Below are 19,393 nucleotides of genomic sequence, written 5' to 3'. Positions count from 1 at the left end.
AAACAAGGCCGCGAGCCATGGGCCCGCGGTGTTTAGATGACCCCGGTCAGACTGATGAAAGCTCGTCTCGTCTGAACGTCATGGTTTCCAGTCGGTACGATTTTCGAAGACCAGTCCGTCATCTTCCATGTGCAGGTCGAATGACATCGACTGGATGCGGTCAAGCTTGCTGTGCAGCGATGAGAGATAGTCACTCATCTCCATATTGCCTCGCTCGGCCATGCGGGTTTCGAACAACTGCATCCAGTTGGCATACATCTTATCGGAAATCTGCATCTTCATGAGCTGACCGGGATGACCGCTTTCTCCCTGCATCAGTTGTTCCAGACGGGTCTGTTCATCCTTGCCCACTGCCAGGCCCAGGGCCCTGTCGTTCATGGCACCCCAGAGCGGTTTGTTATCGGCAAGCGCGCTGAGCGCGGCGGGAAGTGCAGTACTGCTGCCATCGGGGGAGAGATCAATGCCGGCCAGTAGCGGGCTCATTGCCTGGGCCATGGCCAGGGTGCCGGCGGGATCGGTTGAGGCCAGTACCATGGCGCCTCGTCCGTCGGGTTCGGTTCCATCCTGCGGGAGTGTGATGTCATCAAGTACCAGCCGCAGGCCGCGAATACTGCCAAAGGGCGGTATGGCCAGCATATGGGTTTTACCGGCCAGATCATCGGCCTGCTGATTCAGATCGGCCAGGGTTTCGCAGTTGAAGGGGTTGTTTCGGATATGCTTGAGCTGCTGATTCAGAAAGTCGCGTAATTGGCCAACAGGCAGGGCCATGGCCAGATCGAATGGTGCATCGCTGGATGCATCACCCAGACCGGGCAGAGGCACCTCAAGAGCGGCGAAGGGGGCGGCAATATCCGATGCCAGGCTCAGATCGCTACGTTGTGTGAGATGATCGCTCTCGATCTGCGTATAGCCGGTACTGAACCGAGGCATTCTGGCGGCCAGGCGAGACAGGTCGGCCTGACACGCTTCATCCATCTGCTTGAGCTCGGCGCCGGATGATGTCGATTGCAGTGCCACCAGCATCGGGTCGTTGCCCTTGCCAATCAGTGTCGCCAATCGCTGGATATCGATGTAACCCAGGGCATAAGGCTGATAGCCCTTGTTATCGGCAATCTGACTCAGACGCTGGCTGTCCTGAATGCTTTTCTCCGGCAGCGAGAGGCCCAGCAGTTCTTTTAACGTGCTCTCATCCAGCGTCTTCGGAGCGATCGCCAGCAGAGCGGTATGGTCGCTGACCGAGCTGATCAGCTGAAGCGGTAAATCTCCGAGATCGGCAGTACGATACGTCACATCATCGAGTGTCTGCTCCTTGAGTGGCTGACCGGCAGCACCAGCCAACTGATCGATAAAATGCCGATAGCGTTCGTTATCCGCGACAGTACTGCGCATGACCGGGATCAGGCCCAGACCATAGAAAGCACTGCGTCCCTTGAGGTCGAGGCCGATATCCCGGGCAAATTGCTGGTAGCTCTGCTGGTTTTCGAGTTCATCCGCGATAATTCGTATCGCCCTGGCCATCCCCTCGGAGCCATCATCGGCCAGCTGCGAAGCCACCTGGCGCATCTGAAGGATATTGCTCTGGAGCGCTGCATTGGCCGGCTTCAGCAGGGCCTCCAGAGTGTGATCATCGGGTCTTTCGAGACTGGAGAAGAGGAAGGGGGTGCTGGCCGGTACATGGGCCAGTGGTGCCTCTGACGTATCCTTCTGATCACACCCGCCGAGCCATAAACTGCCGATGAGTGCCGTGGTCAATAGTAATCCGCGTTGTTTCATGATTCCCCTGTTGTCCCTTTCCTGCCGTATTGGTTGAGTGCCACTGGCTCAATGATCGGGCGTAACGCATGCCCCGGAGCTGTATTCGATCAAGGCATGATGTGGCGCCAGACAGGTTATCGGCATCGAACGAAATTCAATGATGGTGAGTTAGTAACGTTTAATTGATTGTTTTTGAATAAAAGGCATTACCTGATAATTGTTACTAAATGTCAATTGAACGGCGCGACCAGCAATCTTTAGCTATCAGAGCCGATATGAAAGGTAACCAGCATCGAGCCTTTCGCTCTGCCGCACGCCATTGCCAGGGGCAAGCGGTAATGCCGACATGCTTCGGGGCAGGTCTGATGGTGTGATCGGGAAAGCGGAGTTCGCCATGCACAGAGAGATCGCCGAGCTGGACCGTTTGCTGGCAGCCGAAGGCGTGTTGCGTCGGGTCGCTATACCATCGGCCCTGCAACAGGCATTTGCGACTCATGGTATTGCCTACCGGCGCCATGTCATGGTCCTGTCGCTGATCGCAACACTGGTACTCTACATGGGGTTCGGCCTGCTCGATTGGCTGATGGTCCCGGATCTGGTAGGGGTGGCACTGTCTTTTCGCTTCGGTATCGTGCTGCCCTGCGGCCTCGCCGTGCTCTATCTGTTGAGACAGGCGGACTGTCCCTTTCTTTTTCAGCAGATGGCTGTGTCTGCCTACCTTTTGTTGGGTGTGGCGCTTTTGGCAATACTGGTGGGCTTGTCGACTTCCCTCCAGGCGCTGGGCTTTCTGATCGGCAATTACGCCATTCTGATATGTGCCGTGATTGCCATGGCGCTGCCTTTCGAAGTAGCGCTGATCATTGCACTTGTCGGCTTTGCCATACAGACGGCCGCGATCGTTTACTCTCCAGTGCTGCCGCCGATTCTCCTGTTGCATAATCTGCTGACAGGCTTTGTGATTCTCGGCCCGGCGCTGGTAGCCAACTGGATGCTGGAAAACGAACGCCGCCGCCATTTTCTGATGCTCAGACGCGAACAGGTGCGGTTGCGCCAGCTGGCCGGTCAGCGTGATCTGCTGGGCAGGCTGGCAGCGCTTGATCCCTTGACCGGACTGGCCAATCGACGTGGCTTCTATGCGGCACTGAATGGGGATATCCGGGCCGATGTATCCGGCCTGCCAATGACTGTTGCCATGATCGATGTCGATAGCTTCAAGGCCTACAACGATCAGTACGGCCATCCTGCCGGCGATGAGGCGCTACAAAGTGTTGCGGCGGTTCTCGATACGCTCTCGGAGCCGAATGTGCGCGTTGGACGACTGGGCGGTGAGGAGTTTGCCGTTGCGATGACCGCCCTCGGGGCGGAGGCCGCCATTACCCGGATCGAGAGCCTGCATGCCAGTATCCAGCGACTTGGCATCCCTCATCACTACAGCAGTACTGCAGAGGTGCTGACCATCAGTGTGGGTGTGGCCCGAGGCCCCGTGAGAGAAGGGGATATCGAGTCGCTTTTCAGAATAGCCGATGAAGCGCTTTACCAGGCCAAGCGGGCAGGCCGCAATCGTGTTGTGATACTGGACGCGACTCCCACCGCACAGTAATCCCGCTCCCTGAGAGCCCAGCGGGAGGGCGACAGTGTATCTCATGTCGGGTACTGGTGTGCCTGGGCACAAGAAATCCGAAGGTATTTCAGAACAGATCGATCTGCTGGCCCGGGGGGCTGAACTGCGAGCAGTCCAGCGCATGTTCCTGGCGACGTCGGTTGAGCCCCAGCCTTCGAATGGCGAGGCGAAAACGTTGCGCCAGCAGCTCGGCAAACGGCCCTTCTCCCCGCAGGCGATGGCCGAAACGGCTATCGTAGTCACGCCCGCCCCGCGACTGACGAATCAGGCTCATGACATGCTCGGCCCGCTCGGGGAAGTGCTCCGAGAGCCAGTGTTCGAACAGTGGTCGAACTTCATGAGGCAGGCGCAGGAAAGTGTAACCGGCGCTGGTGGCGCCGGCATTGCAGCCGGCTTCGAGCAGCCTTTCCAGCTCCATGTCGTTGATCATCGGAATCATCGGTGCAGTGATGATTCCGACCGGAACCCCATGCTCGTTGAGCGTTTTGATGATACGCAGCCTGCCCTGCGGTGAAGCCGCTCGGGGCTCCATGATGCGCTTGAGCTCGCGATCCAGGGTCGTGAAGCTGATAAAGACGCGTACCAGACGCTGCTCGGCCAGGCGGGTGAGCAGATCAAGATCGCGCAGTATCAACGTGCTGCGGGTCGTGACGGTGGCCGGATGACGATGGGTGAGCAGTACTTCCAGCGCGCCACGGGTGAGACGATGTTCGCGCTCGATGGGTTGATAGGGATCGGTATTGGCGCCGATACAGATCGGCTGGCACTGGTAGCCCGGATGCTGCAACTCTCGGGTGAGCTGTTCGACAAGATTGGTCCGTGCAATCAGTCGGGTTTCGAAATCGAGTCCGGGGGAGAGATCCCACCAGGCATGAGACGGACGGGCAAAGCAGTAGATACAGCCATGTTCGCAGCCACGATAGGGGTTGAGCGAGCGCTCGAAGGGCATATCCGGCGAGTTGTTGCGCGAGATCGCCGAACGGCTCTGCTCAAGCCGTACCTCGGTGGCATGCGTGGGTTCGGTGTCGTCCTGCCACCAGCCGTCGTCCACGGCCTCCACCTGAATCTGCTCGAAACGGTGATGTGGATTATGGCTGGCGCCACGGCCGCGAATAGGTGAGGCGCACATGAAAATGCTCCCGATTTACTGTTCTTTTATACAGTATCTCGGAAGCGTCGGGGTTACCAGTGGTGAATCGGATTACAGACGATAGGCGCCCCAGCTGGGCTGATGACCGGCGTGTTCGCTACTGATCAGATGACTCAGCTCGCTGGTATAAAGCGTCATGAAGCCGCCGGCTGCGAGTCGATGGTCGATGACATCGGCCAGGTGAGTGCTGTGCTCACGAGCTCGCTCATCATCGCCGAAATAATGCGCAAGCCAGGTGACGGCGAAGCGTTCGGCATCGCTGGCAATAGAGGCATCATCAAGCAGGTCATCGCGCAGGGACAGCGGCAGGGGAGGCGTTGCCGGGTCACTGAATTCGGCCAGACACAGGCAGTGACCACCGGAGCGCACGGCCTGATATCTGAGGGCCTCTGTCCGACGCGGTGCCGGTGCCACTTGCGGGCGTTCGGTGGGTGTGTCGGTGAACGAAGAGAGCAGCGTCGCCGTATAACGCGACAGCCGGGGCATGAAAGTGGCCAGTGACATGAGGGGGGATCTCCTGACGGGAACGCCATCTACGACCTTGGTCGATATAGACCAAAGTCTAACCCTGTTCTGTCAGGATGTGAAGCGCCAGGGCACGCGGCACCCGGGCGCCGGTCCCTTCTCAATCGGGCCAGCGAGTGACATCAATCCTGGTCTCACCTCTGCTTTACTTGAGCAGGAGACGGCCAGGCCCCGGTGACAGGATCATTTCTGCTCTGGTAGACGGGTGGGTGCGTTATCCTCGGGCGCCGCCCCAACGGGTGGTTTCCTGAGCCGTCGCACGTTGATAATAGCGATGCCGCCAACCACGAGCGCTCCGCCAATGAGCTTGTTGAGTGCCATGCTCTCGCCGAGCATCAGCACGCCCAGCAGCACCACTACCAATGGGGTCAGAAGCGACAGCGGAATGAGGCGTGCCACCGAATGTCGTCGCAGCAGGGTATTCCATAGCCCGTAGGCGATGATCGATGACATCACGGCGCTGTAGATGACCGCGCCCCAGCCCCGCCATCCGGCCTGCATCATGGCTGTCCACTGTTGCTGTTCAAACAATAGCGAGCCTGTGCCGACCAGCGGGATGGCAAACATCGACAGCCAGCCGGCCATGGTCAGCGGCTCGATCTCCGGACCGGTCTTGACCAGCAGATTGGTAATGGCCCAGCCCAGCGCACTCAGCAGCAGTAGTGTCAGCGCCAGCGGACCGGGCAGGGTAGGCCCACCGGCCAGCACCACGACACCGGAAAAGGAGACCAGCATACCGATGACCGGCTTCAGCCGCAGGCGCTCCTTCAGGAAAATGGCGGCCAGAATGGTGGCAAAGGGCGTGCCCAGCTGCACCAGCAGCGCCCCGGTGCCTGCTTCGGCATAGTTGAGCCCGATGAACAGAAACCCGAAATGCATCAGACCGAAGCTGGCGGCCAGCTTCAGCACCAGTGGCAGCTGCACGTGCGTGATTCTTGTGAACGGCACGATCAGCATCGCCACCAGCGCAAAGCGCAGAGTGGTCATCAAAAGTGGCGGCATCTCGGCCAGACCCAGCTTGATCATGATGTTATTGAACGCCCAGATCAGGATGACGGTCAGGACCAGATAGAAATCGCGAAGCGGCACGAGGGCTCCCATGTGCAGCAGAGGGGGGCGGTCTCCGGGGGCTGACCGCCATGGTACTGAGGGGCAGCATGCCTGGAGCAGGACACCTCAATAATATTAACAGCTTCCGGAGGGTGCGGTGCGCAAGCTGAGAAAACACGGTATAACGCTGACCGGGCGTCGAGCATGATCATCGGGGAGGAGCGGGGCATGGGAGCAGGGAACAACCGGCGAACCGGCAAGGTCGTGGTCACTGTGGCGCTGCTGCTGGCACTGTCGGGCTGTCAGAGCGTGCAGCGTCAGATCAGCGAGTGGTTGCCGGGCACGGAGAAATCCACCGGCCCGGTCGTCAGGCGCCAGGTGCCGTTTCCGGCACAAACCTATGCGGCGCTGCCGAAAAGCGGTATCGCGACAGTGAAAGGGCGACTGTTCTACCAGCGTCCCGAGGGGGGCACCGTATACGGCGATCATGAGCAGGTATCGATCGCCCCGGTCACTGAATATTCTGCTGAAGCCGCAAGCCAGGCACTGGCCGGCAAGCGGGTCGAGCCTGCCGATCCACGAGCCCGTGCCTATACCCATACGACAACCACCGACAGCCGCGGCTATTTCAGCGCCAGCGGTATTCCGGCCGGCGTGTTTTATGTCGCCGGTACGGTAGCGCTACCGGGTGGGGGACGCAGCCCTTTCATTCTCAAGCAGGTCAGGGTACGCAAGGACAGTACGGTCGAAGTGGAGCTGAGCCGATAGTCGGTACATTACAGGCCATCATGACTGATGGTTGTAACACACCCGCCGAGGGTGGGGCTTCCATGGAAGAGGGCCGGCCTATGCTGCAGCGTGCAGTTCGTCGACCAGCATGGCGTACTCGTAGGTGGTGATTTCAAAGGGATTGCCATCAGGGTCTTTGAAATAGAGCGACCAGGCGACCTCATGATCTTCCAGCCCTGGTGGGGTGGCCAGCTGTTCACCGAGATGAGCCCGCCACTGGCGGAATGCCTCACCGGAAACCCTCATTGCCAGCGTTGACCGACAGGGTTGGGCCGGGCGCTCAAAAAGTGACAGACACACGCTTTGCGATGCATCGGCGATCATCAGCGGGCCTTGTGGATCTGCGGCCCAGAAAGCCAGCGACTCAATGCGGGTCATGCCAAGTACCCGGTGGTGCCAGGCCTCGGCAGCATGGCGGTCGGTCACGAAAACATGGATATGATCGACGCCTTTCAGGACTGGCATCGGAAAACTCCTCTTTTAATCGTAACGATGCTTCCTGTCGTTAACGATAGCAGGCAGAAAAAACGGGCGCCTGTTGGCGCCCGTTTGCTGTTCCCGGTCAATCGAGTCCGGTTCAGCTCTTTCTCGACAGCGTGTTCAGCGCATCGTTGAGAATCCGACTCGGGCGCATGGCCTGGCTGGCCAGCTTGTGGTCGGGGTGATAGTAACCCTTGAGCTCCACCGGCTGACCCTGCACGCCGTTGAGTTCCTCGACGATGGCAGCTTCATTGTCGCTCAGCGTCTGCGCCAGCTCACCGAACAGCGTTTTGAGCTCACTGTCCTCATCCTGTTCGGCCAGCGCCTGCGCCCAGTAGAGCGCGAGATAGAAGTGGCTGCCCCGGTTGTCGAGTTCGCCAACCTTGCGTTTGGGCGATTTGTCGCTGGCGAGGAATTCGCTGTTGGCCTGATCCAGCGTGGTCGCCAGGATGCGTGCGCGGGCATTGTCGAAGGTCTTGCCGAGATGCTCCAGCGAGGCTGCCAGCGCCAGGAATTCACCCAGTGAATCCCAGCGCAGGTGGTTCTCCTCGAGCAGCTGCTGGACGTGCTTCGGTGCGCTGCCGCCGGCACCGGTTTCGAACAGTCCGCCACCATTCATCAGCGGCACGATGGAGAGCATCTTGGCGCTGGTACCGAGTTCCATGATCGGGAACAGGTCGGTCAGGTAGTCGCGCAGCACGTTGCCGGTCACCGAAATGGTGTCTTCGCCGCGACGGGTACGAGCCAGTGTTTCCCGCATCGCCTCGTTCGGTGCCATGATGCGGATGTCCAGGCCACTGGTGTCATGCTCCTTCAGATAGCGCTCGACCTTCTCGATCAACTGCGCATCGTGGGCGCGCTCGCGATCGAGCCAGAAGATGGCCGGTGTTTCGCTATCGCGGGCACGGTTGACCGCCAGCTTGACCCAATCCTGAATGGCCGCATCCTTCGTCTGGCACATGCGCCAGATGTCGCCGCGTTCGACCTCATGCTCGAACAGCAACTGACCATTGGCGTCGGTCACTCGCATGGTGCCATCGCTCGGGATGTGGAAGGTCTTGTCGTGGGAGCCGTACTCCTCGGCCTTCTGTGCCATCAGGCCGACATTGGGGACACTGCCCATGGTGGTCGGGTCGAAGGCGCCGTTGGCCTTGCAGTCCTCGATCACGGTCTGATAGATGCCGGCATAGCAGCGATCCGGGATCACCGCCTTGGCGTCGTGGCGAGCGTCATCGGCGCCCCACATCTTCCCGGAATCACGGATCATCGCCGGCATCGAGGCGTCGATGATGACGTCGCTGGGGACGTGCAGGTTGGTAATGCCCTTGTGGGAGTCGACCATCGCCAGCGGCGGACGCTCCTTGTAGAGCGCGTCGATATCGGCCTTGATCTCGTCCTGCTGATCCTGCGGCAGCGAGCCGATGACCGAGTAAAGCTCTCCGACGCCGCTGTTGGGGTCAAAGCCGAGTGTCTTCAGGGTATCAGCATGCTTCTCCAGTACCTCGCGATAGAACTCGCTGACCACGGTGCCAAAGATGATCGGATCAGAGACCTTCATCATGGTCGCCTTGAGGTGCAGCGAGAACAGGATGTTCTGTTCGCGGGCGTCTTTGATCTCGCCATCGATGAACTTGCGCAGCTGTCGCTCGCTCATGCGCGCGCCGTCGATCACCTCGCCCTCGGTAACGGCGACTTCCTTGAGCAGGTTGGTGTTGCCGTCCTTCGTTGCCAGCTCGATCTTCACCGAGCCGGGGCGGTCGATGACTGCGGACTGCTCGCTGCCATAGAAGTCGCCTTCGCTCATGTGCGAGACATGCGACTTCGAATCGCTCGACCACTGCCCCATGCGATGCGGGTACTTCTTCGCATAGTTCTTGACCGACTGAGGCGCGCGGCGGTCGGAGTTGCCTTCGCGCAGCACCGGATTGACGGCACTGCCCTTGACCCGGTCATAGCGTGCGCGAATGTCCTTCTCATTGTCGCCGGCGGGCTCATCCGGATAGTCCGGCAGATTGTAACCCTGGCTCTGCAGCTCCCGAATGGCGGCCTTGAGCTGAGGTACCGAGGCGCTGATGTTGGGCAGCTTGATGATGTTGGCCTCGGGTTTCTGAGTCATTTCCCCCAGCTCGGCGAGATGATCGGCGATCTGCTGATCATCGTTCAGATAATCCGGGAACTGGGCGATGATCCGACCGGCCAGCGAAATATCCCGGGTCTCCACGGTGATCCCGGCCGAATCGGTAAAGGCATCGATGATCGGCAGCAGGGAGTGAGTGGCCAGCGCAGGGGCCTCGTCGGTAAGCGTGTAGATGATCTTCGGCGTTTCGGACATCGTGGCGTTAACCTCTCTTGTCACTGCGATGGCATGAATCCTGAGTGATAATCGGCTTGTCAGGATAGGAGATGTCAGGCGAATCGGCCGGCCATTCGGGGCCAGTGTCGACAATCGGATAATCCGGCTGGAGTATAACAGCGCACTCGGGCGCGCTCATGTCCTGTATGGCGGCGAGAGGCGGAAGTGAACAGGCAGGATAAAATGCCACTTTTGCTTATTTCGAACATAAGTCCGTTGCGCTATGCTGGCGGCTCTGTCGAGGGGCCCGATGTGTGGGCCAGGGAGCCCGCAATGAGAACAAGTCGCTGGATACATCTCGTCTGGGTGCTGGTGGCGCTTTGCTATCTGCTCCCGTTTGGGCCGTTACGCCACGTCCAGGCCTGGTATGGCAGCTTTCTGGCATGGGCGGTTATTGGTGTGCTGGTGATCATCATCAATGCGCTGGTGACCCGGCGTTTTCTGACCGGGTGGGAGAGCAAGGATGAGTGAACTGCTGATCTGGGCGGCTATCGCGGTCTATCTGCTGGCCGCATTGATCACTGCCTGGCGCTCTCGTTCGGGCACGGCCCGGGACATGAGTGGCTATTTTCTCGGTAATCGCCGTATGGGCGGGTTTGTGTCAGCACTCAGCTATAGTGCCACCACCTACAGTGCCTTCATGATGGTGGGGCTGGCCGGGCTGACCTACGCCGGCGGTGTCGGGGCATTCGGCTTCGAGATCGTCTACTTCGCTGGCGTCTCGCTGGTGGCCATCTTCGGGCCACGCTTCTGGACGGTCGGGCGCCGCTTCGGTTTCATTACCCCCAGCGAGATGCTCGGTCACCGCTATGCGAGCAGTGTCGTGGCCGTGGTCGTGGCGCTGACCAGCTGCCTGTTTCTGATCCCCTATGCGGCAGTTCAGCTCGCCGGTGTCGGGTATCTGCTCTCCGGCATGAGTGGTGGGGCGATTTCGTTTACCACCGGTGTCATCGTGGCCACCCTGCTGGCGCTGGTGTTCAGCTGGATCTCGGGTATCCGCTCGGTGATGTGGACCGATGCCCTGCAGGCGCTGTTCATGATTGTTGCCTCCACTTTGGTGGCGCTGCTGGTGGTCCATGGTCTGGGCGGTTTCGGGGCGCTGTTCAACACCCTGGCAAGCGAACATCCACAGGCATTGAGTGTGCCGGGTAGCGGTCTATTCAGTCTGACGACCTTTCTCGGGCTGACCATTCCGTGGTTTTTCTTCTCGCTCTCCAATCCGCAGGTCAGTCAGCGTCTGTTCATGCCGGCCTCACTGGGCGCGATGCGCCGCATGCTGCTGGGTTTCATGGTGTTCGGTCTCATCTATACCCTGGTGTCGGTGCTATGGGGCTTCTCGGCGCTGGTCGCCTTTCCCGGTCTCGCCAAGGCCGATCTGGCTACACCCACTCTGCTTGCCTCCACCCATGTGCCGCCGCTATTGGGTGTGATCGTGATGGTGGGCATTCTGGCGGCGGCAGTATCGACCATCGATTCGATCATGCTCACCCTCTCTTCGATGATCGCCCGGGACGTGTATGCCCGAGCGCGACCGTCAGTAAGCGAACGCGCGCAGCTACGGTGCGGGGTCTGGGTGATCCCGCTGATTGCATTGCTGGCGCTGGCCTTTGCCGAACTGCAGCTCGATCTGATTGCGGTGCTGTCGGTGGCGGCCTCGGCCGGGCTGGTGGTGATCGTGCCGGCCATCATCGGTGCCTTTTTCTGGCGCCGGGGTACCGCGGCCGGAGCGCTGATCAGCATTCTCGGTGCCGGTGGGGCCGTACTTGTCAGTCAGTTCAGCGGCTTTCATCCACTGGGATTACCGCCGGGGATCTGGGGTATCGGGCTTTCGGGTGTGCTCTTTGTGGGCGTGAGCCTGCTGACCCGAGCGGCTGATGAGCGAGCCGTTGACTTCATGCAGGCTGCCAATGGTCGTTGAAGGGAGGGCAGGCAGTCCCGCTCTGTCGCCCAATGCCGACATGAGACGATGGGCGATCTGGTTCGAAGCGCTCAGGCACACTAGCGTGATGGTATACCCCTATGTCAGGAGCGCTCATGAAACGGTTTGCATGGAGGATGATGCCCCTGGTGCTGTCCCTGGTGGTCGTGCCGACGCTGGCAACCGCTTCGCAGACAGATACGGACACCCCACAGGCGCAGGAGCGCCGCGAACTGCCGCAGAACATCCCGCCGACCCGACAGCAACGGGACCAGCGCAGCATGTCCAACGAGCTGCGAGGCGATAACAGTCAAGCCCATCCCGGGTCCAGTGATACCGGGCCCGGAGAGAGGGAAGCCACGCCACAGCCTGACAGCCGTCATCACGATAACACCGGGCACGCGGATGGCGGTCTGGAGGATTGGGTCCGACAGCAGGATGCGGACCAGCATGACAGTAACGGACAGGCTGATCACGACGGTGATCAATAAGCGCGCTCAGCCATGCCATCGCCTCCTTCTACAGGAGGTTTTTTTTATTTTCATGACAGGCTGGGACTGTAGAAATCGGGCACTCTTTTCCATGCTGAGGACTCGCAATCGAACAGGCAGACACGCATGGATTGGCAGCACTGGCAGCAACGGCTCGGGCAGCGCCTGAGTCAATGGATGGATGACCCCCGCGCGTACTGGGGGCTCTTTCTGGCATCGATCATGGAGACGCTGATCGTGCCGATCCCGATCGAAACCATTCTGTTACCCTGGATGGTGGCTCGTCCGAAGAAGCTGTGGCGACTGGCACTGGTGGCACTGCTGGGTAATCTGACGGCAGCCTGCATCGGTTATGCACTGGGGGCCTGGGCAATGAATCAGTTTGGTGACCAGCTGATTCAACTGTTCGGTGGCCAGGCCGCCTTCGATCAGTTCGACCAGCGCTTCAGCGACAATGGGTTTGTTGCCGTGCTGTCGATCGCCATCATTCCGATTCCCTTTCAGATAGCCATGCTGGTTGCCGGCAGTACCGGTTACTCCTTCGTGTTGTTTGTACTGGCCTCGCTGCTGGCGCGTAGCGTGCGATATTTTGGTCTGGCGCTGCTGGTTCGCTTCGCCGGCGATCGCGCTCGTGAGATCTGGCGCCGTCACGAACGCGTGATGAAGCTCGTGCTGGTGGTTCTGGTGGCCGCGTATCTGCTCTACAAGCTCTTCGGCTGGTGGACCGGCAGTGGCTGAGGCGTGGTGGCTGCCACCACAAGGGCAGGAGTCGATTTCAAACGGGAAAAATTATCATTTGGTATCGATCATCGCTCAAAGCGCGTAAAAATGCGGGGTATTGGCGTTTTCCTGCACATCAGGGATAATGAGTGGCATATCATCGGATGCGCCCTTTTTTTCGAGCGCGGGAGAGCCACCATGCACCATGCAGCCCAGCTTCGTTTCGGCTTTGAGAACGTTCGTCGCAATGATCTCGATAATGATGCCGTGGTATTCGCCGAGCCGGTCATGGTGACACTCAATGGTCGCCCTCATCAGCTGCTCGACCCCTCGACCGGCAGTCAGCGGGCACGCATCCTCTCCATCCGGGATGCGATGCTGAGCCAACCCTTCCCCTGGTGCCCGCTCAACCATCAGCCATGCCCGTTGCGGCATATGGCCCTTGGTCACGCTGCCTAGGTCCTGACGGATTTCGGTCCCGGCAGTGTCGATATCGGTTGAGTCGTCGCCACTGCCATGGTCTGCCTCCCTTCTTCCTTCTCTTCAGGCAATGGCCGTATTGCACCTTGGTCGTGTCTTCAGGCTATTCGGCGCCATTCGTCGTACGGTGGGCGTGACGTCGCTGCCATATCGGCAGGGGGTAATCAAAGGAGGGAGCCAGTATGGCGGATCAACAGCAGGACAGGGATGAGCACATCGCGACCGAGCGGACGGGTCTGTCACGGCGCGGCTTTCTGTCAGGAGGCGCTACGGCGCTGGCGGTATCGGCGCTGCCGGGCATGGCGTTGGCCGATACTTCAAAGGATGCCTTCAATCGTCCACGGGGGTATCCGGACCCTGCATGGCGTATCGATGATCCTGCCTTCAAGCAGTTGTTTATCGGCAATACGCCGCTACAACGTCACTATACGGGAGGGCTATGGCTGGAAGGCCCTGCCTGGAATGCGGTAGGGCGTTATGCGGTATTCAGCGATATCCCTCGCCAGCGCCAGATGCGCTGGGATGAAGTTACCGGCGATGTCAGCCTGCTGCGTGAGCAAGTGGGCTATTCCAACGGCAACGAATTCGACGACCACGGCCGCCAGGTCAGCTGCGAACACTACCCGCCGCAAGTCGTGCGTTATGAGTGGGATGGCAGCGTGACCACGCTGGTCAGTCATGTGGATGGCAAACCGCTGAATGCCCCCAATGATCTGGTGACCCTGCCCGGTGGCGGTATCATCTTCACTGATCCCGGCTATGGCGCCCGGGTTGATTATGAAGGGTTGGAACGCGAACTGTCGCTGCCGACCCGAATCTACTATATCGATGACTCGCTCCAGGCACCGATCGTGCTCGACGAAACCCTGGAGCGCCCCAATGGGGTGGCGTTAACCGCCGATCATCAGCGTTTATATGCCTGCGATACGCAAAGCACCGACAGCTACACCTCACGCATCTACTGCTGGGATGTCGCCGATGGCGGCAAACGGCTGCAGAACCGACGCACCTTCGTGACAGCCAAATCGGTGACGCACGACGGCATCGCCTGTGACATCCATGGCAATCTCTGGGCCAGTGCCGCCGGCTCGGGAGAAGATGACAGCGGGGTGGTGGTTTTCAACACTGACGGCAAGCGACTCGGTGCCATTGTGCTTCCTGAGCACTGCGCCAATCTCTGTTTCGTAGGTGAGCATCGTAATCGATTGCTGATGCTCGCCAGCCGCTCGGTCTATACGATTTACACGGCAACCCGCGGTACGCTCTGAGCTTGTCCGGCCGCCTGCAACCAGGCGGCCGGCGTGTCACGGGCGCATGTTCGGCCAAGAGGCGCGTTCACTCGGATATCTCCTTCTCATTGAGCGGGTAAAGGCCAATTAGCGTCGCGGCGTCATCGGCATCAAGACCATATTCCTCCTGCAGGCCTGCGTAGATGGCGGTACGCTCACCCTCATCGCGATGCTGGCTGGCCTTGTGCTTGCCGGTCAGGCCAGTGATGGTCAGCTCCAGGCCGATGATGCCGCGGCACATGCCATCGATATACTCCTGTGGCGCATCCGCGATTGACCATGGCTGGGCTCGATGCTTTTCGAAGCAGACAGCGAGTGCGGCCACATGCGCCTTCAGCCATCCAGGGTCCTCGATGAAGGCAAGCCTGCCCCGGGCATGCACAACAAGATAGTTCCAGGTCGGCACCACCCGGCCGTGTTCGCGTTTGGCCGGATACCATGCAGGAGTAATGTAGTGCTGCGGACCATGAAAGATCGCCAGCGCTTCAAGGATATCTTCCCGCCACAAGGGATTGGCGCGGGCGATATGGCCGCGCAGTACCCCGTGCTCGGCATCATTCGGGTCAAACAGCAATGGCAGGTGATCCACCGTCAGCCCGGCGTTGGTGATAGTCACCAGGGTAGCGAACGGCTGTGCATGCATCGTCGCCTGCAGGGCAAGCGGATCGTCGAGCGTGAAATGGCAGGGCAGGTACATGGACTATGCCTCCTCTCGTTGCAAGGCAGCCGCAGTAAGCGTCGACAGCGCTGTGTGCTGTCTTCCCCCGGCATCGAAATTCTCCGGTGCCAGCCACTGTCGGAAGCACGGGACCAGTCTCGGCCATTGATGATCGAGCAGGGCAAACCAGGCGCTGTCGCGATTATGGCCCTGTACCACCCGATGCTGATGGAAGATACCTTCGAAGCTGAACCCGAGCCGCTCGGCGGCCCGGCGTGAAGGTACATTGAGCGCATCGCACTTCCACTCCAGGCGGCGATAACCCAGCGCGAAGGCGTGACGCATCAGCAGATAGAGGGCTTCGGTGGCGGCCGGCGTGCGAGCCAGACGGGATGAAAAACTCAGATGTCCGAGTTCAATGGTGCCGTGTTCGGCCACGATATTGAGATACGCGGCCGTCCCGGTTGCCTGATGGCTGGCGGCATCGATGATGGCCATGAAGGCTGGATCATCATTTGCGGCCTGATGGGCCAGCCACTTCCGGCAGCCGGGAAGGTCATCAAAGGGGCAGCCACCGAGGTAGACCCAGCGTGCCTTGCACTCTTCACTCGACTGCCAGGACTGGAATAGTGCGTCTGAATGGCGTGATGCCTCCAGCGGTTCGATACGGCAATAGCTGCCGGCCAGGCGCGGCGGGCCGGGATGTGGCGGCGGCTGCCAGTCAGGCACCGCAAACCCGACCGGCTGCTCGACGCGGGTCCATGGTTCGTTCATGGTGTCTCAGCCTCACCCGGCGTCAGATCCAGCGTATAACTGTAGAAATCATTCACACGCTGCCAGCCCAGCGACTCATGGAGCCGCCGGGCTGAATGGTTGTCGACCTGAGTCACCAGTGTCAGCCGGGGTACGTCATGTTCGCGGGCGAGTTCGGTGGTGGCCATCATCAGCGCACGCCCGACGCCCCGGCTGCGCGCGTCAGCAGCGACGAACAGATCGTTGAGAATCCAGCGCGGTGGCAGACTGACAGTGGAGAGCACCGGATAGAGCTGCACAAACCCGGTCACACGTCCGTCATGCGTTTCATGTACCAGCAGATGCGAGTCACCACGACCGAAGCGTGCGGACAGGAAGTCGCGGGCAGCGCGTTTATCACTTGGCTGTCGATAGAAGACGCGATAGTCATCGAGCAGCGTGACCAGTGCGTCGAGATCATCGTGGGTGGCAGGGCGAACAATGGCCATGGCGGCATTTCTCTCGGGTCATGATGTATCGATATGATCGCGGCATACTGGTTCTCCAATAAGAGCCGGTTTAAACAAAAAAGGGGGAACCGGTGAGCGAGTTTGCCCACAGCGATCGAATTATCGAGGCCCTGGCCATGGAGCTGCCTCAGCGTGGTAGTGCGACATTGAGCGGTGCGCTCTATACCACACTGCGTGGCTGGATTCAGACCGGTACGCTGACCCCGGGCGCTGCGTTGCCCTCCTCGCGGCGACTGGCCGGGGAACTCTCGATCGGACGCAATACGGTACTGACCGCGCTGGAACGTCTGGTGGCCGAGGGGTTTGTCATCTCCAGACCGGGCGCGGGGTTGTTTGTGGCCCGGCTGGCACTGCCTGCATTCGAGTCGCCAGGTCCGATGGATACTGCCGAAGGCGCGCTCTCTGCCCGCGGCAGTGCCCTGCTGGCGCACTGCGCGGTCCTCAACACATCACATCATGCCTTTGCCCCTGGTGTGCCGGCGCTGGATCTGTTCCCCCGTGAGCAGTGGCAGCGACTGCTGCGCCGGCATCAGCAGCGTGCCCCCGAGCAGTGGCTGGCTTATCGCATGGAGGGTGGCGTACAGGCACTGAAGGAAGCGCTCTGCGACTATCTGCGGCTGTCACGCTCGGTGCGCTGCACGCCGCAACAGATTCTGATCACCCAGGGCGCGCAGCAGGGCTTCGAGCTGATTGCCCGGTTGCTGGCCGATCCCGGCGACAGTGCCTGGATCGAGGAGCCGGGTTACGGCGGGGCGCAGGCGGCCTTTCGTGCAGCGGGGCTTGCACTGGTACCGGTGCCGGTTGATGACGAAGGGATGGATCCTGCTCGGGTGCCGAGCGATGCAAAGCCGCCAGCGCTGATTTATGTGACGCCATCGCATCAGTATCCGCGTGGCGTAACGCTGTCTCTGGCCCGTCGACTGGCGCTGCTGGAAAGCGCCGAGCGACACGATGCCTGGCTTATCGAGGATGACTACGACAGCGAGTTTCGCTATGCCACGCCGCCGCTTGCCTCGCTGCAAGGGCTGAGCGAGCGGACCCGTGTGATCTACGTTGGCACCTTCAGCAAGGTGCTCTATCCCGGTCTGCGACTGGGTTACCTGGTGCTGCCGCCCTCATTGATCGAGCCCTTTCGGCGTGCCAATGCGAGACTCAACCGGGAGGGGCAGTATGTTACCCAGGCGGCTCTGGCCGATTTCATCGAGCGGGGGTATTTCGCCCGCCATATAGCGCGCATGCGCCGTGTCTATCAGCACCGCCAGACAGTGCTGCGCCAGGTACTGGCGCCGGCGACTGCCGAGGGGTTGAGCCTCTCTGCCGGGCACGCCGGTATGCATCTGCTGGCCTCGCTGGAATCGGCATCACTGGAGCGTACGCTGGTTGAAGCGGGTAATGAAGCAGGCACCGTACTGTCGCCGCTGTCGAAATATTTCGTTGGAAACAAGCCTGAGCCCGGTTTGGTGCTGGGCTACGCTGGTAGTAATGAAGAAAGAATCACGCGTGCCGGTGGCTGGCTGGTGCGAGCCTGGCAGACGCTGCGTACCGGCACCTGATGAAGGAGGAGAGCTTCCATGGCCAACGGTTGGGCAAGAGATGGTGCAGTACAGGAGCAGATTGACGACACCGTCGAGGACGGCATTCGTCAGGCACGCAGTCATCTGGGGGAAAGTGGCGAAAGTCTGAGCCACTGCGAGCTGTGCGATGCCGAGATTCCTCAAAAACGCCGTGAGGCGATCCCCGGCGTACGACTCTGTGTCGAGTGTCAGGCGCAAGAGGATCGTCGGCTGCGGCAAAGCGGCAGTATCAATCGCCGCGGCAGCAAGGACAGTCAGTTACGCTGAGCGCGCCGGGCTGTCGCGTTACTGTCACGTGAAAGTGATCGGTGTCTGCCAGGCTGAAGGTTCCATCCGTTTCGGAGCGTCTTCATGACCGACCGCGACCACCGCCCAGTGCTGAGGGATCTATCGGCACTTGTCCCTTCCCCGGCTCAGGCACCACAGCGCACGGCGACGGCTTCTGCTGCTGAATCGCTGGCTGATCGACAGGGGTATGACAGTGACTTTCTACCCGATTTCGAGGTGCCGCTACCGACGCCGGTCGGCCAGCGTGCCGATGACGTCACCCCGGTCGAGGGCAGCAGTGACAATCGGCTCGACTACACCCACTTCTCGATCGTGATGTCGCGCTCGCGACGGCTGGCGATCTTCACCGCACTCAATATCGATGGCAAGCAGCTGCGTCGCATCGAGCGGGGCGATGATCATTGGCGTTATGACGATCGCATCCCGCGTGAGTGTCAGCTCGGCGAGGCACTCTACGCCGACAATCCACTTGATCGCGGTCATCTGGTACGCCGTACGGCACCCAACTGGGGTGAGCAGGCCGAGCAGGCCAATCGTGATACCTTCCACTTCACCAACTGCAGCCCGCAGATGGCGGGGTTCAATCAGCAGACATGGCTGGGACTGGAAGATTATCTGATCGATCATGCGCGTGCCGATGACCAGCGCATCACGGTGTTTACCGGTCCGGTGCTGCGTGACAGCGATCGTTGTTATCGGGGGGTGCAGATCCCCGAAGCCTTCTGGAAGGTAGTGGCCTTTGTCGATCGCGATGGCAAGCCTTCAGCGAGTGGTTACATGATCGAGCAGGCCGAGGATCTCGACCGGCTCGGGTTCATGTTCGGCCAGTACCGCACTTATCAGCGCAGCGTGTCGCGCATCGCATCACTGGTCGAGCTCGATTTCGGTGCGCTTGCGGGCTTTGATGGCTTCTCCAATGAGGAGCACGATACCGGTACCCGTATTGATGCCGTGATCAACGGACCGGAGGATATTCGCCTCTGACCTGCG

The 19,393-nt window shown here is 60.2% G+C and carries 20 protein-coding genes; 11 read left to right on the top strand and 9 right to left on the bottom strand.

What is annotated here, in order from left to right:
• Positions 1 to 78: 78 nt before the first annotated feature.
• Positions 79 to 1,773, bottom strand: coding sequence for a hypothetical protein (locus FY550_RS15335; protein ID WP_070979678.1), 1,695 nt, complete (start codon positions 1,771 to 1,773; stop codon positions 79 to 81).
• A 376-nt stretch (positions 1,774 to 2,149) separates the two neighbouring features.
• Here FY550_RS15335 and FY550_RS15330 point away from each other — a divergent pair, with 376 nt between their 5' ends.
• Positions 2,150 to 3,355, top strand: coding sequence for a GGDEF domain-containing protein (locus tag FY550_RS15330; RefSeq protein WP_070979675.1), 1,206 nt, complete (start codon positions 2,150 to 2,152; stop codon positions 3,353 to 3,355).
• A gap of 88 nt (positions 3,356 to 3,443) precedes the next feature.
• Here FY550_RS15330 and FY550_RS15325 read toward each other — a convergent pair whose 3' ends face one another.
• The 3 genes from FY550_RS15325 to FY550_RS15315 all read right to left on the bottom strand — a co-directional run bounded on the left by FY550_RS15325 (position 3,444) and on the right by FY550_RS15315 (position 6,140).
• Positions 3,444 to 4,505 carry a PA0069 family radical SAM protein gene (locus FY550_RS15325; protein WP_070979673.1) on the bottom strand — a complete coding sequence of 354 codons (1,062 nt, stop codon included), beginning with the start codon at positions 4,503 to 4,505 and terminating at the stop codon, positions 3,444 to 3,446.
• A gap of 72 nt (positions 4,506 to 4,577) precedes the next feature.
• Positions 4,578 to 5,030 (bottom strand): hypothetical protein, encoded by a 453-nt coding sequence (locus FY550_RS15320; protein WP_070979671.1) that lies wholly within the window; start codon positions 5,028 to 5,030, stop codon positions 4,578 to 4,580.
• 204 nt (positions 5,031 to 5,234) lie between these two features.
• Complete coding sequence (locus tag FY550_RS15315) at positions 5,235 to 6,140, bottom strand: DMT family transporter (RefSeq protein WP_070980406.1); 906 nt, start codon at positions 6,138 to 6,140, stop codon at positions 5,235 to 5,237.
• A 189-nt stretch (positions 6,141 to 6,329) separates the two neighbouring features.
• Here FY550_RS15315 and FY550_RS15310 point away from each other — a divergent pair, with 189 nt between their 5' ends.
• Entirely contained in the window at positions 6,330 to 6,869 is a 540-nt protein-coding gene (locus FY550_RS15310; RefSeq protein WP_070980404.1) for a hypothetical protein, read from the top strand.
• A 78-nt stretch (positions 6,870 to 6,947) separates the two neighbouring features.
• Here FY550_RS15310 and FY550_RS15305 read toward each other — a convergent pair whose 3' ends face one another.
• Both FY550_RS15305 and FY550_RS15300 read right to left on the bottom strand, forming a co-directional pair.
• Positions 6,948 to 7,355, bottom strand: a complete 408-nt coding sequence (locus tag FY550_RS15305) for a VOC family protein (RefSeq protein ID WP_149054644.1) — start codon at positions 7,353 to 7,355, stop codon at positions 6,948 to 6,950.
• A gap of 112 nt (positions 7,356 to 7,467) precedes the next feature.
• Positions 7,468 to 9,702: an NADP-dependent isocitrate dehydrogenase gene (locus tag FY550_RS15300; RefSeq protein ID WP_070979666.1), complete on the bottom strand. Its 2,235-nt coding sequence runs from the start codon at positions 9,700 to 9,702 to the stop codon at positions 7,468 to 7,470.
• 294 nt (positions 9,703 to 9,996) lie between these two features.
• Between FY550_RS15300 and FY550_RS15295 the strand changes: the two genes are divergently transcribed.
• The 6 genes from FY550_RS15295 to FY550_RS15270 all read left to right on the top strand — a co-directional run bounded on the left by FY550_RS15295 (position 9,997) and on the right by FY550_RS15270 (position 14,600).
• Complete coding sequence (locus tag FY550_RS15295; protein ID WP_070979664.1) at positions 9,997 to 10,194, top strand: hypothetical protein; 198 nt, start codon at positions 9,997 to 9,999, stop codon at positions 10,192 to 10,194.
• Positions 10,187 to 11,641, top strand: coding sequence for a sodium:solute symporter family protein (locus FY550_RS15290; protein WP_070979661.1), 1,455 nt, complete (start codon positions 10,187 to 10,189; stop codon positions 11,639 to 11,641). The genes FY550_RS15295 and FY550_RS15290 overlap by 8 nt, the downstream gene beginning before the upstream one ends.
• A 116-nt stretch (positions 11,642 to 11,757) precedes the next feature.
• Complete coding sequence (locus tag FY550_RS15285) at positions 11,758 to 12,132, top strand: hypothetical protein (protein ID WP_139148725.1); 375 nt, start codon at positions 11,758 to 11,760, stop codon at positions 12,130 to 12,132.
• A gap of 126 nt (positions 12,133 to 12,258) precedes the next feature.
• Positions 12,259 to 12,870 carry a YqaA family protein gene (locus tag FY550_RS15280; protein WP_070979657.1) on the top strand — a complete coding sequence of 204 codons (612 nt, stop codon included), beginning with the start codon at positions 12,259 to 12,261 and terminating at the stop codon, positions 12,868 to 12,870.
• 180 nt (positions 12,871 to 13,050) lie between these two features.
• Positions 13,051 to 13,311 (top strand): hypothetical protein, encoded by a 261-nt coding sequence (locus FY550_RS15275; RefSeq protein ID WP_139148724.1) that lies wholly within the window; start codon positions 13,051 to 13,053, stop codon positions 13,309 to 13,311.
• 203 nt (positions 13,312 to 13,514) lie between these two features.
• Entirely contained in the window at positions 13,515 to 14,600 is a 1,086-nt protein-coding gene (locus tag FY550_RS15270) for an SMP-30/gluconolactonase/LRE family protein (protein WP_070979652.1), read from the top strand.
• A 67-nt stretch (positions 14,601 to 14,667) separates the two neighbouring features.
• On the opposite strand, the gene FY550_RS15265 is transcribed toward FY550_RS15270, so the two are convergent.
• The 3 genes from FY550_RS15265 to FY550_RS15255 are packed head-to-tail and all read right to left on the bottom strand — an operon-like array spanning position 14,668 to position 16,520.
• Positions 14,668 to 15,318, bottom strand: coding sequence for an FMN-binding negative transcriptional regulator (locus FY550_RS15265; RefSeq protein ID WP_070979650.1), 651 nt, complete (start codon positions 15,316 to 15,318; stop codon positions 14,668 to 14,670).
• Between the two features lie 3 nt (positions 15,319 to 15,321).
• Positions 15,322 to 16,053: a GNAT family N-acetyltransferase gene (locus FY550_RS15260; RefSeq protein WP_070979647.1), complete on the bottom strand. Its 732-nt coding sequence runs from the start codon at positions 16,051 to 16,053 to the stop codon at positions 15,322 to 15,324.
• Positions 16,050 to 16,520: a GNAT family N-acetyltransferase gene (locus tag FY550_RS15255; protein WP_070979644.1), complete on the bottom strand. Its 471-nt coding sequence runs from the start codon at positions 16,518 to 16,520 to the stop codon at positions 16,050 to 16,052. The genes FY550_RS15260 and FY550_RS15255 overlap by 4 nt, the downstream gene beginning before the upstream one ends.
• A gap of 137 nt (positions 16,521 to 16,657) precedes the next feature.
• Between FY550_RS15255 and pdxR the strand changes: the two genes are divergently transcribed.
• The 3 genes from pdxR to FY550_RS15240 all read left to right on the top strand — a co-directional run bounded on the left by pdxR (position 16,658) and on the right by FY550_RS15240 (position 19,387).
• A complete protein-coding gene (gene pdxR / locus FY550_RS15250; RefSeq protein ID WP_070980400.1) occupies positions 16,658 to 18,094 on the top strand; it encodes a MocR-like pyridoxine biosynthesis transcription factor PdxR in 1,437 nt (478 codons plus the stop codon).
• A gap of 18 nt (positions 18,095 to 18,112) precedes the next feature.
• A complete protein-coding gene (locus FY550_RS15245; protein ID WP_070979642.1) occupies positions 18,113 to 18,382 on the top strand; it encodes a DksA/TraR family C4-type zinc finger protein in 270 nt (89 codons plus the stop codon).
• Positions 18,383 to 18,466: 84 nt separating this feature from the next.
• Complete coding sequence (locus FY550_RS15240) at positions 18,467 to 19,387, top strand: DNA/RNA non-specific endonuclease (RefSeq protein ID WP_070979639.1); 921 nt, start codon at positions 18,467 to 18,469, stop codon at positions 19,385 to 19,387.
• Positions 19,388 to 19,393: the final 6 nt, after the last annotated feature.

This window comes from Kushneria phosphatilytica, assembly GCF_008247605.1.
Taxonomy (GTDB): domain Bacteria; phylum Pseudomonadota; class Gammaproteobacteria; order Pseudomonadales; family Halomonadaceae; genus Kushneria; species Kushneria phosphatilytica.
The sequence above is the reverse complement of the archived record's forward strand: the minus strand, read 5'-3'. Positions and strand labels throughout refer to the sequence as shown.